This window comes from Pseudomonas sp. SDO524_S393 (genome assembly GCF_054071875.1).
In genome coordinates, this window is record NZ_JBSVVZ010000104.1 from 1 (window position 1) to 13,998 (window position 13,998).

Sequence of the window (13,998 nt, forward strand, 5' to 3'; positions counted from 1 at the left end):
AACATTTTTGACTGACACACCGCATTCGCGAGCAAGCCCGCTCCCACAGATGACCTGCTGTGGTTTGGAGGTTATTGCTGCTGCACCGAGATCACTGGTGTCGGCGCGACGAAGACCTTGGCATGCATCTGTTCATGCCCGCCGCCACGGCGCATGCCACGCACAGGGCAGGCATCGAGGTAGTCCAGGCCCACGGCGAGCTTCAGGTGCCGCTCCGGCCTGGCCAACTGGTTGGTCACGTCAAAGCTGTACCAGGCGCCCTCCAGCCAGGCTTCTGCCCAGGCATGACTGGCCAGATGGCTGCTGTCTTCCGAGTACAAATACCCCGACACGTACCGCGCCGGAATCCCCAGGCTGCGCGCGCAAGCCAGAAACGCATGTGTGTGGTCCTGGCACACGCCGGCCCGGCCCGCAAACGCTTCGGCAGCGCACGTGTCGACTTCGGTGGCGCCGGGCGTGTAGACCATCGCCTGGTTGAGCGCGTGCATCAAGTCGATCAAGGCCGTGCGGTCGCGACGCGGATGACAGTGCTGTTCGGCAAAACGGCGTAGCGCTTCATCGGGCTCGGTCAGGCGCGTATTGCGCAGAAACGGAAACGCCGATTGAGTCTCGTGTTCAGCCTCGCGCGACGCGTCGATATCCACCTGGCCACGGGCGCCGATGATGATCGCATCGTGGGGTTCATCCAGGGTCAACACGTGCAGGATGTTGCCGAACGGGTCCACTTGCGCGCGCACCGGACGCGGCAGATCCAGCTGCCAACTGAGCACTTGCTGGCGCTCGCTGTCATGGGGCGTCAGGCGCAGATACTGAATGCTGGCGCGCACCTGATCTTCGTAGTGGTAGGTGGTTTCGTGGGTGATGGAGAGTCTCATGCAGCCTCCAGGTAAGCACTGTAGATGGCGTCGCCCAGTTGGCGGACCTGCGGGATGAAATCGGTCAGCCAGGCGTGCAGGCCTTCCTCGAGGATTTCGTCGATGGCGGTAAAGCGCAGGCGCGCGTCCATCTCGGCGGCCAGGCGCTGGGCCGGTCGACCGTTGAGGCCGGGCAGGCTGGCGAGAATCTGGTCGATCTCTTCGCTGCAAGCGCGCAGCGAACGCGGTACGTCGGCGCGCAACAGCAACAGTTCCGCGACTTGCCGGGCACCCGGGGCATCGCGGTAGATCTCGGTGTAAGCCTCGAACGACGACAAGGCCCGCAACAACGCACTCCATTGATAGTAGGCGTGGGCGGTGCCGTCAGTGACGGTGTCGGCGCGATCGCCTGCCATTTCATAGCGCGCATCCAGCAGACGCAGGGTGTTGTCGGCCCGCTCGATAAAGGTTCCCAGGCGGATGAAGCGAAACGCGTCGTTGCGCATGATGGTGCCGTAGGTGGCGCCGCGAAACAGGTGCGAGCGCTCCCTGACCCACTCGCAGAACCGGCTCATGCCGTAGCGGCTGAGACCTTGCTGGGCGATCTCGCGAATATCCAGCCAGGTCGCGTTGATGTTTTCCCACATGTCGGCGGTAATTCGCCCACGCACCGCGTGGGCACTGGCCCGCGCAGCACCGAGGCAGCTGTAGATACTGGCGGGGTTGGCCGCATCCAGCGCGAAGAAGTGCAGCAAGTGCTCTGCATGCAGGTCTCCGTGGCGCTCGCGATAATCCTCCAGGGTGCCGGTGATCAGCAGCGGCATGGCCAATTCATGCAAGCCGTCACCGTGGCCGTTCTGCGGCATCAGTGACAGCGAATAGCTCACCTCCAGCATGCGCGCGAGGTTTTCCGCTCGCTCCAGGTAGCGCGACATCCAGTACAGGTCCGAAGCAGTTCGACTCAACATGGCATCAGTCCTCCACCACCCAGGTGTCTTTGGTGCCGCCGCCCTGGGACGAGTTGACCACCAGCGAGCCTTCGCGCAACGCCACGCGGGTGAGGCCGCCAGGCACCACGCGGGTATCCTTGCCCGATAGCACGAATGGCCGCAGGTCGATGTGTCGCGGGGCGATGCCGTTGTCGACAAAGGTCGGGCAGGTGGACAAGCACAGAGTCGGCTGGGCGATATAAGCGTGGGGGCGTGCCTTGATGCGCTGACGGAAATCGTCGATTTCGGCAGCGGTGGAAGCGGGCCCCACCAACATGCCGTAGCCACCGGAGCCCTGGGTTTCCTTCACCACCAGCTCCGGCAGGTTGGCCAGCACGTGGGACAGTTCGTCGGGCTTGCGGCACTGGAACGTCGGAACATTCTTCAGAATCGGCTCCTCGTCCAGGTAGAAACGGATCATTTCGGTGACGAAGGGATACACCGACTTGTCGTCCGCCACCCCGGTGCCGATGGCGTTGGCCAGCACCACATGACCCGAGCGATAGGCCGCGAGCAGGCCCGGCACGCCGAGCATGGAGGCGGGGTTGAAGGCCAGCGGGTCGAGGAAGGCATCGTCGAGGCGGCGGTAGATTACGTCCACAGACTTGGGACCGTCAGTGGTGCGCATGAACACGCGGTCGTCGCGCACGAACAGGTCGGCGCCCTCCACCAGTTCCACGCCCATCTCCCGGGCCAGAAACGCATGCTCGAAAAACGCGCTGTTGAAACGCCCAGGGGTCAGTACCACCACGCTGGGGTTGTCCAGGGGGCTGGCGCTTTTCAGGGTGTCGAGCAACAGGTTGGGGTAATGGTCGATGGGCGCAATGCGCTGGGCGGCGAACAGTTCGGGGAACAGGCGCATCATCATCTTGCGGTCTTCGAGCATGTAGCTGACGCCGCTGGGAGTCCGCAGGTTGTCTTCAAGCACGTAGTAAGTGCCGTCGGCATCGCGGACCAGGTCGACCCCGGCGATGTGAGCGTACAGGTCGCGGTGCAGGTCCAGGCCTTGCATCGCCAACTGGTACTGCTCGTTGGCCAGTACCTGTTCGGCGGGAATGATCCCGGCCTTGATAATGCGTTGTTCGTGATACAGGTCGGCGAGAAACAGGTTCAGCGCCTTGACCCGTTGAATGCAACCGCGCTCGACCACGCGCCATTCGCTGGCGGGAATGCTGCGCGGGATGGTGTCGAAGGGAATCAGGCGCTCGGTGCCCTGCTCGTCGCCGTAGAGCGTGAAGGTGATTCCGGCGCGGTGGAACAGCAAATCGGCTTCGCGCCGACGCTGGGCCAGCAGTTCGGGAGGGGTTTCAGCCAACCAGCGGGCGAATTCCCGATAATGGGGACGCACCTGCCCTGTCCCATCGTACATTTCGTCGTAATAAGTGCGGATCATGCCGTACTCCTTGTCACGCGGACGCAAGAACCATCGCAAGGCCCGTGCCAGCGGCATAAACACTTAAAAATCAGTGAGTTGAATAAATACCCGAACCTTATCGCACCGTCCTGGTGCGCGCAGTGCCCGGCGTCTGGCCGCACGCTTCATCACAATGCGGGTTTTGACTATCGACAGCATAGTCAGAGTTGATTTCACTGCCCGGCATTGCTTGCGGATAATCGCCACCATCTGCTGAACAGGACACGTCCTACATCTTCAGCGCTCCGCTCTTCCCGTTAGGCCACTCTTCTTGGGTGGCCTTTTTTTTGGTGCCGAAAAACGGCCTGCAAGTTCCGAATATTTATTGTGCGACGCACACAAAAACGGCCGACCCAAGGGTCAGCCGCTGTGCTGTGTTGCGTGTGCCACTACATGGGTCGCCCGCGCACCTCCTGCTTGACGCCCCAGCCCTCGATGATCCCGCCCAGTGGCTCGACCACCGCTTCAAAGTCTTGCTCGAAGTCTCCTATGCCGTCGTAGGTGGCAGACATGATTTTGCTCAGTTCCAGGTACCAGGCGCCATCGTCGCGCGCGCTGACCTGGGCATTCAGGGATTCCCCACGAAAACGACCCGCAGCCCTGCGCGCGCGCTCCTCATCCGGGAAAATGGCGTAGAACTCGATGGGGTGGAAACGTGAGAAGTCGAAGCCGCCCTCTTTCATGCGGCGCAGAACGTGGGTGCTGATGTCTTCTTGATAGGCTGTGCTCATGAAACGTCCTCCTCAAACCGATGGATAGACTTTCCGTGCTTCCCGAAGCCCGCGCCCTACTGGCACGGGAACTACGGCAATGACTACACCGCTGGAAAACAAGCATGGAGCTGACAAGACCAGACCTTAGCGATTCATTCGCTGATCTCCCTTGCAGAGTAGCGCGAAGCTATCACCTCTACCAGAGGGCCTTGCAGGGCGTACAGCGAATGTTCAGACGGAGGGGGAAATGTCGAGGATTTGAATGCTGTTCTGATCCTTGAGGATCTTGACCGTCGGCTCGGGTTTGCGGCCTTCGAGGTCATTGAGGTCCAGCTCGGCGGCCACAGGCACCATCCTGGCGCGAACCATATGCGCAGCGTCTTCGAGGCTGGGCTTTTGTTCGCAGGTGAACTGCTGCACGGCCTTTACACCGTGATCATCAACGAAGGTAATGTCCCAATTTTGCATCAGTGCCTCCTCGATAAAGCCCGTGTGTGGGCTCACATTCATCTGGACCTTGAGGGTTCGTCAAACGTTCCCCCCAAGGCCGGAGGCACCGGATCGGCTGCGCTTACTTCTCGGCGTGTTCCTTGAGGGCCTTCAAGGTGTTGAACGGCGCGTCCACCACGAACTTGTTGGCCAACCAGGAAGGCACGCTGCCACCTGGCTCGGTGTGCACCTGGTAGGTCACTTCGGTGAGGTTGTCGCCCTTGGGCACCAGCTTCCAGAAGCCATCCACCTGCGCCACCCGGACGTACCCTTTCTCTTCAGGCTTGTAGGTGGGCACGCCTTCCAGTTTGCGGGTCAGGCTGCCATCCGCGGCCTTGGTGGTGGTGATATGCAGGTAGGAGTCACGGTCCGTTACCGGGAACGGAGCCTTGAATTGGGTGTAGGTCCAGCTCTCGTCACCTTTCTTGTCGACCAGCTTCTGGGATTTGCACTCGTGAATCCATTTGCAGGCACCCGCTACGTCTTCCTGCAGGGCCTGAATCTTGGCGACCGGCGCCTTGATCGTGGTGACGCCGCGATACGCCTTGTACTTGGAGCCGGCAATTTCGCTCAGGGATACCTTGATACCGTCTTCATCCTTGGCGACTTGCCAATCCTCAGCCTGGGCAGTGGCAGCGAACAACACCGTAAAACCGCACAACACAGCCATTCGTTTCAGCGAACCCATTGTTGTATTCCTTATTGTTGAAGTTCCGATAGTAAAGCCCATCAAGCCGCAGTCATCTGCTCCCACCAGCCGATCAACCTGATCGCGTCCGCCTGGTCGGTGCCGCAGACCTCGATGTCCGCCTTGAAATTGCCGCACACCGCCGGGCGCTCTGGCTGGCCGAACAGCAGGCATAGCTGTTCGGCCGAGAGGTGCAGGCAGCGCTCGCCGGCCGGTTTGCCGTTGGGCATTCCCGGAATGGGCGAACTGATGGAGGGGGCGATGCAGCAAGCGCCACAACCTTCACGGCAATTCATGAACAGCGGTTCCTCGAGGGCTCAATGTGGATGGCCGGGCTAGAGTACGCCCTTAAACATGCGTTTTAAAATGGCCTAACAGGGGTTTTTCGCACAAAACAAAAGTGACTGACCAGTCTGCGACAGATGGTCAGGCGTCAGGGTCACCCGCCTTGAAGAAATTTACTGCTTGAATTCGAAATCCAGCGCCGCGCCTTCCACATCGCGTCGTTCTTCGTTGCGCAGTTGCAGCTTCATTTCATTGCTGAGCAGCCGACCGTTGATCTGGAACGCACTGTTGTCCGTGGGTTTGTCGCCAAACATCGGCGGCAACAAGGGCACGCTTTTGGGCTTGGGCATGGTACCGATGGGCTGCAAATGCCTCACCATGTCCGAGGGAAGTGACAAGTCCAACTGTGCCGGTGGCAACGGGGTTTGTGCCACTTCGTGGGCCGACTTGGACTTGCTCGCGATCGGTGCGCGCTTTTTTACCGTGGCGGCTTTCTTCTTGGCCACCGGGGCTTTTTTGGCCGGCGCCGGCTTCTTCGCAGGGGCCTTCTTTTGCTGACTGCTGGCGGCAGGCTGCGGCTGGCTTTGGGTCACGGGGGTGGCCGCCAGCAGTGTGCTGACGTTGCACAGGCTTAACAGTCCAATCACCAAAGCAGCACGAAAAATTGATGTCATATCGCCAACAGCATTAACGGCAGAGGGCCATATGCTCGCTTGTTGCGCGCGGCATGACAAGCGTGGTGATCAGTCAGCCATCAGCCCTGTCCCCAATCACGGGCTCAAAAACCGGCCGCGGTTTCCTGGCACAACTGGTTGGCCAACATGCCCAGAGTCATCAGCGCGCGCTCGGCCTCACGGTTCCACGGAGTGCCGCAATTCAGGCGAATACAGTGGTTGAACTGTTCCGTATTACTGAAGATCAACCCTGGTGCGATGCTGATGCCCTGCTGCAAGGCACGCACATGCAGTTCCTGGGTATTGACCCGACCCGGCAAACTGACCCACAGGATAAAACCGCCGCTCGGACGGGTCATCTGGGTGCCTTCGGGAAAATACTGCTGCACCGCCAGCTGAAAGGCGTTGAGGTTCTTGCGGTATTCCTGGCGGATGTAGCGCAAGTGCCGGTCATAGCCGCCATTTTCCAGGTAGGCTGCCACGCCCATCTGGGTAACGCTGCACGCCGAATGGGTGCTGAACATCTGCAACCGCTGGATCTCCTGCTGGTACTTGCCGGCAATCATCCAGCCGATGCGTACCCCGGGGGACAGCGTCTTGGAAAAGCTCGAACAGTAAATGACCCGGTCCAGGCGGTCGTAGGCTTTCAGGGCTTTGGTGCGACCCAGCTCGAACATCAGTTCGCCGTAGATATCATCCTCGACGATCTGGATATCGAAATCCGAGGCCAGACGCAGCAACTGTTTCTGCCGTTCCTCGGGCATGGTACCGCCCAGCGGGTTGCTCAGACGCGTGGTCAGCACCAGCGCCTTGATCGACCACTGGTTGGCCGCCAGTTGCAACGCTTCCAGGCTCATGCCGGTGGCCGGATCGCTGGGAATCTCGATGACCTTGAGGCCCAGCAGATCGGCCAGTTGCAGCAGGCCGTAGTAGGTCGGTGATTCGGCGGCGATCAGATCACCGGGGCGGGTCAGTACCCGCAGGGACATCTGCAGTGCGTCAACGCAACCGTGGGTGATCACCACTTCGGAGGGGTCCACCACTACGCCGGCATCGCGCATGCGGATCGCCACCTGGCGCCGCAGCGGTTCGAAGCCGGGGCTGAACATGTAGCTGAAGGCCCGTGGGCTCTGGAATCGAGTCACTTTGGCCAGCTGCTGGTGCAGCGCACGCACCGGCAGGTAATCGACACTGGGCACGGCTGCGCCCAGCGGGAACACGCCCTCGCGGCGCGACTCCACCAATACCTGCTGAATGATGCTGCTGCGGGTGACCAAACCGGGGCGTTCGACCCGCGCGATGTCCGGCGTCGGCGCCGTGAGCGCGGGGGTCTGGTGCACGTAGTACCCGGACTGCGGCCGTGCGCGGATCAACCCCTGGTCTTCCAGATTGGCATAGGCCTGCAACACCGTGGCATGGCTCACGTTGAGCTGGGAGCTCATCTTGCGCACCGACGGCACGCGCTCGCCCGGTTGATAGACACCGCGCCGGATATCCTCAGCCAGTTGCTGGGCAATACGCTGGTAAAGCAACAGATTGGTCATGACGCAGCACTCGATTTCACGGGTATTTTATTTTTGTGTGAAACATACCGGCACAGTTTAGAAGTGTACGGGAACAGTTGCCACAATAGTCGAGCGCGCGTTGGAGTGACAGCAAAAACTGTAAGGGTCTGCACCAAACAGATATGGGAGCGGGCTTGCTCGCGAAGGCAGTGTGTCAGCCGCTGAAATATCGACTGATACACCACTTTCGCGAGCAAGCCCGCTCCCACAGTTTGATCGGTGTCAGGCGTCTAGCGAGCGGCGCCCAATTGACCTTTCTCATCCGAGAACACAATTTCCACACGACGGTTCTGCGCGCGGCCCCGCTCGGACGCGTTGGCCTCCACCGGATATTGGTCGCCGTAGCCTTCGACCTGGATGCGTTTTTCGTCAATGCCCAGGTCCACCAGCACATCAGCCACCGACTGCGCGCGGTCGCGGGACAGCTTGAGGTTTTCCTGCTCGCCACCGGTGCTATCGGTGTAGCCCTCGATGCGCACCACCCGCTTGGGGTTCAGTTGCAGGAACTGCACGACTTTCAACACCGTGCGGTTGGCCGAGTTTTTCAGCTCCGCCTCGCCAGTGTCGAACAACACATCGCCCAGGGTCATGACCAGGCCACGGTCGGTCTGGGTGGTGGCCAGGCTGGCGATCTGCTCTTCGAGCCACTTGCCCTGCTGCTGCACGCTGCTCAGCTTGTTTTCCCGCAGGGCCAGTTGCAAGCGCTGGCGCTCCAGTTCGAGCTTGGTAGCGCGCTCGGCATTCAGTGCCTGCTCGGTGTGTTCCCGCGCGATAGCACTGTAGCGCTGGCTGAGGTAGGCGTAATGCGCCACATCGGCACCGCTGCCCCAGTAGCTGGACAGACGATCGGCACGGGCCAGCGACTCGCCGGCACGGATCACATCCTTAGGCGCAAAGCGCAGCACATTGGCGTCTTCCTTGACCTTCTGAAAGTCGTTACCGGCCTGCTGCAACGCCTGCTCACTGTTCGGATGGCTGGCGCAACCGCCCAATACAGCGCTGCCCAGCAGCAACGCGGTACTCACGCTGCGGATCAACGGGCTCATTGGGCTTCTCCCAATTGCAGTTGCTTGCGCAGGCGCGTGATACGGGTATTGAGTACGTTCAACTGCTCCTGACTCTTGTGGGTCAGTACTTGCGCCTCGGCCAGGCGCGCGTCCAGCTCGGCCTGTTCGGCCTGCATACGCGCGTCCTTGTAGGACTGCCTGGCCATGTCGGCCCTGGCGCGGGTGAACTTGTCTTCGGCCAGTTTCAGCTCAGGGGATTCATCGGCACTGGCGCCCACTGCACTGGCTTGTTCCAGGGCTTGCTGGGTGAGGCGTATTTGTTCATTCGGCGCAGGATCGGCTGCACATCCCGCCAGCGTTACAACGGCGAGGGCCGCGAAAAGAGGTCGAAGCGTCACTGAAAATCCCTACTTTGTTGGGGTGCCGACGGGTTGCTGCAACTGCGCTTTCCAACGCTCGAGGTTGCTCTGCAATGCAGCTTGCGCCACACCGGACCCGGGCAATTCTGTCATCTTTTTGGCCAACTGTCCGCGCAGCCACGGATCATTGCAGGCCGAGTTATGGGAAATCGCCAGGTACAGACCGGGTTGATCAATGGGAATGTCCCGCGCGACCAGGTCATTGCTCATGCCCAGCGACTGGGCCATGGCCATGCCGGAATAACGCCCGGCGAGCACATAGTCCACCTCGCCCAGCAGCAGTTTCTGGAACGCCGGCGTCAGGTTCGGCAGCTTTTGCAGGGTGAGTTGCTGGGTGGCCAAGGTCTCGAAAGCGGCGCTTAAACGCGCCCGTTCCGATACCGCGCCCTTATGGCCTTGCAAGTCGGCGGCCGTGTGGTAGGCCAGGGCTGAGTCCTTGCGGGTCCATACCAGGTAGTCGATCTGCACCAGCGCCGGGTGGATATAGTCGAGGTTTTCCAGCTCACCCAGGTTCAGCGGTGCGTCGGCGAGGATGTCCATGCGCCCGCTGCGCACTTCGTCCAGCGCCAGGGAGCGTTTGCCGCCATAGAGCAGGTCGATTTTCAGACCGAGGTCCTTGGCTACGCTCTGCAACACATCGGCAGTGGCACCGATCAGGTGCGTAGGGTCTTGTGGGTCGCGCCACAGCAACGGCGGCGCATCCGGGCTGCCGGTGATCACCAGGCGGTCGCATTTGCCGGCGGCCAGTGACAATTCTGGCAGCAGCGTGAAGCCCAGCAGTACGGCCCAGGGGCGCAGTTCCATGGCGAAGTTCTCCGGTGTTCAAAAAGGCGCGGCAAAAAAAAGCCCGGTCACAAGGACCGGGCTCTTTATAAGTGAAGCGGCTGGATTAGACCAGCTTCTCCAGCTCAGGTACGGCTTCGAACAAGTCCGCCACCAGGCCGTAATCGGCCACCTGGAAGATCGGCGCTTCTTCGTCCTTGTTGATCGCAACGATCACTTTGGAGTCTTTCATGCCGGCCAGGTGCTGGATCGCGCCGGAGATACCGACGGCGATGTACAGCTGTGGCGCGACGATCTTGCCGGTCTGGCCGACCTGCATGTCGTTGGGTACGAAACCTGCGTCGACGGCCGCGCGGGAAGCGCCGACCGCAGCGCCCAGCTTGTCGGCCAGGGCGTACAGGTGCTTGAAGTTGTCACCGTTCTGCATGCCTCGGCCGCCGGAAACGACGATCTTGGCAGCGGTCAGCTCAGGACGGTCCGACTTGGCCAGTTCTTCGCCAACAAAGCTCGACGTGCCCGCGTCGTGGGCAGCCGCCACAGCTTCAACGGCAGCCGAACCGCCTTCGGCAGCGACCGGGTCGAAACCGGTGGCACGCACGGTGATCACTTTGATAGCAGCGCTCGATTGCACGGTGGCAATGGCGTTACCAGCGTAGATCGGGCGCTTGAAGGTGTCGGCGCTTTCGACCGAGATGATCTCGGAGATCTGGTCAACGTCCAGCTGCGCGGCAACGCGTGGCAGGATGTTTTTGCCGTTGGACGTGGCGGCGGCCAGAACGTGGCTGTAGGCCTTGCCCAGTTCGGCAGCCAGCGGTGCAACGTTTTCCGGCAACTGGTGCGCGTAGGCGGCGTTTTCGGCCAGCAGTACTTTGCTCACGCCAGCGATTTTTGCAGCCGCTTCAGCCACGGCGCCCGCGCCTTGACCGGCGACCAGTACGTGAATGTCGCCACCGATTTTAGCGGCGGCCGCCACAGTGTTCAGGGTGGCCGGGGCCACGACCTTGTTGTCGTGTTCAGCGATTACCAGGATAGTCATGGTCAGATCACCTTCGCTTCGTTTTTCAGTTTCTCGACCAGTTCTGCAACCGACTTGACCTTGATGCCCGCGCTGCGTGCAGCCGGTGCTTCAACCTTGACGGTCTTGTTGGTGGAGGCGGTGGAAACGCCCAAAGCGTCCGGAGTGACCGACTCAAGCGGCTTCTTCTTGGCTTTCATGATGTTTGGCAGGGACGCATAGCGCGGCTCGTTCAAACGCAGGTCGGTGGTGACGATGGCCGGCAGTTTCAACGAAACGGTCTGTGCGCCGCCGTCGATTTCACGGGTCACCGCCACGCTGTCGCCGCTCACTTCGACTTTGGACGCGAAGGTGCCTTGGCCGTAACCGGTCAGGGCAGCCAGCATCTGGCCAGTCTGGTTGTTGTCGCTGTCGATGGCCTGCTTGCCGAGGATCACCAGCTGCGGCTGTTCCTTGTCGACAACGGCTTTGAGCAGCTTGGCCACGGCCAGGGAGGTCAGCTCTTCAGCGGACTCGACCAGGATGGCGCGGTCGGCACCCAGTGCCAGGGCGGTGCGCAACTGCTCTTGAGCAGTGGTCGGGCCGATGGAAACCACCACGATTTCAGTCGCCACGCCTTTCTCTTTCAGGCGGACGGCTTCTTCCACGGCGATTTCGCAGAACGGGTTCATCGACATTTTGACGTTGGCAAGGTCGACGCCGGAATTGTCCGCCTTGACGCGAACTTTCACGTTGTAATCGACAACGCGTTTGACAGCTACAAGAACCTTCATGGATTCCTCGTTACTCTCCGGTGAAAAGAAAGTCGCCTAGGCGAACCTGGCGGTTGATGCTCGTCGGCACACAAGGGCACCTCCAAAAACCGCGGCATACGAATCAGCAATGGTGATGACCGTTCGTCAGTGGTGACCCTAAGGTCATGCCCGCTCACGGCGTGTAAACTGCGCGAATTCACTCGCCCGCGCTTCACCTCTTTTGCCCCTGCCCTGCCTTTGGACGTACGCCTGAAACCTGCCGTTTGCTTACGGTATTCGCAAAACCGACCGTATATTGACCGGAACGCCATTTCTGGTCAACACAGCAAAAGGGTCACTCACACGCGGCGTTGTTTTGATTCTGCTAGCGCTCCAACAATTCAAACAAACGTTTGTATTGGCCCCTGAGAGTGGTGTAGATATACTCCGCCACCTAGAGAGACAGGTGGGTCATCCCTTGCCGTTCGTGCGCAGCGATGACAGACACGACACCGAACCTCCACCCCCATTAGAAAAAAAAACCTGTTGAGCCTTGAGTAGGAGATAGCCTGTGGAACGCGAATACATGGAATTCGACGTGGTCATCGTCGGCGCTGGTCCGGCAGGTCTGTCTGCCGCCTGCCGCCTGAAGCAGAAGGCCGCCGAAGCCGGTAAGGAAATCAGCGTCTGCGTGGTCGAGAAAGGCTCCGAAGTGGGCGCGCATATCCTCTCCGGTGCGGTGTTCGAACCCCGCGCCCTGAACGAACTGTTCCCGGACTGGAAAGAACTCGGCGCCCCGCTCAACACGCCGGTGGTACGCGATGACATCTATGTATTGCGCAGCCCCGAAGCCTCCACCAAGGTACCCGGCTTCTTTGTGCCCAAGACCATGCACAACGAAGGCAACTACATCATTTCCCTGGGCAACCTGTGCCGCTGGCTGGCTCAGCAGGCCGAGAACCTGGGCGTGGAAATCTACCCAGGCTTCGCCGCCCAGGAAGCGCTGTTCGACGAGAACGGCGTGGTGCGCGGGATCATCACCGGCGACCTCGGCGTCGACCGCGAAGGCAACCCGAAAGAAGGCCTTTACACCCCAGGCATGGAATTGCGTGGCAAGTACACACTGTTCGCCGAAGGCTGCCGTGGCCACATCGGCAAGCAGCTGATCCAGCGCTTCAAGCTGGACAGCGACGTCGACGCTCAGCATTACGGCATCGGCCTCAAGGAAATCTGGGAAATCGACCCGGCCAAGCACCAGCCAGGCCTGGTGGTGCACACCGCCGGTTGGCCGCTGGACATCATGAGCGCCGAAAACACCGGCGGTTCGTTCCTCTATCACCTGGAAAACAACCAGGTGGTCGTCGGCCTGATCGTCGACCTGTCCTACAGCAACGCCTTCCTGTCGCCGTTCGATGAGTTCCAGCGCCTCAAACACCACCCGGTACTCGCCCAATACCTGGAAGGCGGCAAACGCATCAGCTACGGCGCCCGTGCCATCTGCAAGGGCGGCCTGAACTCGTTGCCGAAGATGGTGTTCAAGGGCGGCGCGCTGATCGGTTGCGACCTCGGCACCCTGAACTTCGCCAAGATCAAAGGCAGCCACACCGCCATGAAGTCCGGCATGCTCGCCGCCGACGCCGTGGCCGATCGCCTGTTCGCCGAGTCCGAAGGCGGTGATGAACTGACCGCTTACGTCGACAGCTTCAAGTCCAGCTGGCTGTACGAAGAACTGTTCGCCACCCGCAACTTCGGCCCGGCGATGCACAAGTTCGGCCCGATCATCGGTGCCGGCTTCAACTGGTTCGACCAGAACATCCTGGGCGGCAAGATGCCGTTCACCCTGCACGACACCAAGCCGGACTACGCCTGCCTCAAGCTGGCCAAGGACAGCCAGAAGATCGACTACCCCAAACCCGACGGCAAGCTGAGCTTCGACAAGCTGAGCTCGGTGTTCATCTCCGGTACCAACCATGAAGAAGAACAACCCTGCCACCTGAAACTCAAAGACCCGAGCATCCCGATCGGCACCAACCTGCCGCTCTACGATGAACCGGCGCAACGCTACTGCCCGGCCGGCGTGTATGAAGTGATCACCCAGGAAGACGGCGAAAAACGCTTCCAGATCAACGCCCAGAACTGCGTGCACTGCAAGACCTGTGACATCAAGGACCCTTCGCAGAACATCACCTGGGTCACGCCGGAAGGCGCGGGCGGGCCGACTTACCCGAATATGTAAGCCAAAAGAAGGCTCCCAGATGGGAGCCTTTTTTATAACCGACACAAATTAGATGTGGGAGTGGGCTTTTGTGGGAGCGGGCTTGCTCGCGAATGCGGTGTGTCAGTCAAACATGCTCTAACTGAACGACCGC

15 protein-coding genes are annotated in these 13,998 nt (G+C 60.6%); 1 reads left to right on the forward strand and 14 read right to left on the reverse strand.

Annotated features, from left to right (window positions below):
- Nucleotides 1-71: 71 nt before the first annotated feature.
- From ACW9IB_RS27895 to ACW9IB_RS27960, 14 genes are all read right to left on the reverse strand, one after another.
- Nucleotides 72-875, reverse strand: a complete 804-nt coding sequence (locus ACW9IB_RS27895; RefSeq protein ID WP_457416482.1) for a transglutaminase family protein — start codon at nt 873-875, stop codon at nt 72-74.
- A complete protein-coding gene (locus tag ACW9IB_RS27900; RefSeq protein WP_457416484.1) occupies nt 872-1,822 on the reverse strand; it encodes an alpha-E domain-containing protein in 951 nt (316 codons plus the stop codon). The genes ACW9IB_RS27895 and ACW9IB_RS27900 overlap by 4 nt, the downstream gene beginning before the upstream one ends.
- A 4-nt stretch (nt 1,823-1,826) precedes the next feature.
- Nucleotides 1,827-3,236, reverse strand: coding sequence for a circularly permuted type 2 ATP-grasp protein (locus ACW9IB_RS27905; protein WP_457416486.1), 1,410 nt, complete (start codon nt 3,234-3,236; stop codon nt 1,827-1,829).
- A 410-nt stretch (nt 3,237-3,646) separates the two neighbouring features.
- The gene (locus ACW9IB_RS27910) at nt 3,647-3,988 is read right to left on the reverse strand and encodes a ribonuclease E inhibitor RraB (RefSeq protein ID WP_457365222.1); all 342 of its coding nucleotides are present in this window, start codon (nt 3,986-3,988) and stop codon (nt 3,647-3,649) included.
- A gap of 213 nt (nt 3,989-4,201) precedes the next feature.
- A complete protein-coding gene (locus ACW9IB_RS27915) occupies nt 4,202-4,438 on the reverse strand; it encodes a hypothetical protein (RefSeq protein WP_457365221.1) in 237 nt (78 codons plus the stop codon).
- 103 nt (nt 4,439-4,541) lie between these two features.
- A complete protein-coding gene (locus tag ACW9IB_RS27920; RefSeq protein WP_457365220.1) occupies nt 4,542-5,147 on the reverse strand; it encodes an START domain-containing protein in 606 nt (201 codons plus the stop codon).
- A 41-nt stretch (nt 5,148-5,188) separates the two neighbouring features.
- Nucleotides 5,189-5,443 carry a YkgJ family cysteine cluster protein gene (locus ACW9IB_RS27925; RefSeq protein WP_457416488.1) on the reverse strand — a complete coding sequence of 85 codons (255 nt, stop codon included), beginning with the start codon at nt 5,441-5,443 and terminating at the stop codon, nt 5,189-5,191.
- Nucleotides 5,444-5,605: 162 nt separating this feature from the next.
- A complete protein-coding gene (locus ACW9IB_RS27930; RefSeq protein WP_457416490.1) occupies nt 5,606-6,106 on the reverse strand; it encodes a translation initiation factor 2 in 501 nt (166 codons plus the stop codon).
- Nucleotides 6,107-6,210: 104 nt separating this feature from the next.
- Nucleotides 6,211-7,650 carry an aminotransferase-like domain-containing protein gene (locus ACW9IB_RS27935; RefSeq protein ID WP_457365217.1) on the reverse strand — a complete coding sequence of 480 codons (1,440 nt, stop codon included), beginning with the start codon at nt 7,648-7,650 and terminating at the stop codon, nt 6,211-6,213.
- 251 nt (nt 7,651-7,901) lie between these two features.
- Nucleotides 7,902-8,717, reverse strand: coding sequence for an OmpA family protein (locus ACW9IB_RS27940; protein ID WP_457365216.1), 816 nt, complete (start codon nt 8,715-8,717; stop codon nt 7,902-7,904).
- Entirely contained in the window at nt 8,714-9,076 is a 363-nt protein-coding gene (locus ACW9IB_RS27945) for a DUF4398 domain-containing protein (protein ID WP_457416492.1), read from the reverse strand. Before ACW9IB_RS27945 ends, ACW9IB_RS27940 begins: the two co-directional genes overlap by 4 nt.
- Nucleotides 9,077-9,085: 9 nt before the next feature.
- Nucleotides 9,086-9,901, reverse strand: coding sequence for a substrate-binding periplasmic protein (locus ACW9IB_RS27950; RefSeq protein ID WP_457416494.1), 816 nt, complete (start codon nt 9,899-9,901; stop codon nt 9,086-9,088).
- Nucleotides 9,902-9,986: 85 nt separating this feature from the next.
- Nucleotides 9,987-10,916, reverse strand: a complete 930-nt coding sequence (locus ACW9IB_RS27955) for an electron transfer flavoprotein subunit alpha/FixB family protein (protein ID WP_457416496.1) — start codon at nt 10,914-10,916, stop codon at nt 9,987-9,989.
- A 2-nt stretch (nt 10,917-10,918) separates the two neighbouring features.
- Nucleotides 10,919-11,668, reverse strand: a complete 750-nt coding sequence (locus ACW9IB_RS27960; RefSeq protein ID WP_016973648.1) for an electron transfer flavoprotein subunit beta/FixA family protein — start codon at nt 11,666-11,668, stop codon at nt 10,919-10,921.
- 532 nt (nt 11,669-12,200) lie between these two features.
- Between ACW9IB_RS27960 and ACW9IB_RS27965 the strand changes: the two genes are divergently transcribed.
- Nucleotides 12,201-13,865: an electron transfer flavoprotein-ubiquinone oxidoreductase gene (locus tag ACW9IB_RS27965; protein WP_457416498.1), complete on the forward strand. Its 1,665-nt coding sequence runs from the start codon at nt 12,201-12,203 to the stop codon at nt 13,863-13,865.
- The last annotated feature ends 133 nt before the right edge of the window (nt 13,866-13,998 follow it).

Bases quoted from the DNA above. Each gene is read 5' to 3' on its own strand.
- ACW9IB_RS27955 (WP_457416496.1), bottom strand. From the start codon at position 10,916: ATGACTATCCTGGTAATCGCTGAACACGACAACAAGGTCGTGGCCCCG.
- ACW9IB_RS27930 (WP_457416490.1), bottom strand. From the start codon at position 6,106: ATGACATCAATTTTTCGTGCTGCTTTGGTGATTGGACTGTTAAGCCTG.
- ACW9IB_RS27920 (WP_457365220.1), bottom strand. From the start codon at position 5,147: ATGGGTTCGCTGAAACGAATGGCTGTGTTGTGCGGTTTTACGGTGTTG.
- ACW9IB_RS27900 (WP_457416484.1), bottom strand. From the start codon at position 1,822: ATGTTGAGTCGAACTGCTTCGGACCTGTACTGGATGTCGCGCTACCTG.
- ACW9IB_RS27960 (WP_016973648.1), bottom strand. From the start codon at position 11,668: ATGAAGGTTCTTGTAGCTGTCAAACGCGTTGTCGATTACAACGTGAAA.
- ACW9IB_RS27925 (WP_457416488.1), bottom strand. From the start codon at position 5,443: ATGAATTGCCGTGAAGGTTGTGGCGCTTGCTGCATCGCCCCCTCCATC.
- ACW9IB_RS27935 (WP_457365217.1), bottom strand. From the start codon at position 7,650: ATGACCAATCTGTTGCTTTACCAGCGTATTGCCCAGCAACTGGCTGAG.
- ACW9IB_RS27895 (WP_457416482.1), bottom strand. From the start codon at position 875: ATGAGACTCTCCATCACCCACGAAACCACCTACCACTACGAAGATCAG.
- ACW9IB_RS27940 (WP_457365216.1), bottom strand. From the start codon at position 8,717: ATGAGCCCGTTGATCCGCAGCGTGAGTACCGCGTTGCTGCTGGGCAGC.
- ACW9IB_RS27910 (WP_457365222.1), bottom strand. From the start codon at position 3,988: ATGAGCACAGCCTATCAAGAAGACATCAGCACCCACGTTCTGCGCCGC.
- ACW9IB_RS27905 (WP_457416486.1), bottom strand. From the start codon at position 3,236: ATGATCCGCACTTATTACGACGAAATGTACGATGGGACAGGGCAGGTG.
- ACW9IB_RS27915 (WP_457365221.1), bottom strand. From the start codon at position 4,438: ATGCAAAATTGGGACATTACCTTCGTTGATGATCACGGTGTAAAGGCC.
- ACW9IB_RS27950 (WP_457416494.1), bottom strand. From the start codon at position 9,901: ATGGAACTGCGCCCCTGGGCCGTACTGCTGGGCTTCACGCTGCTGCCA.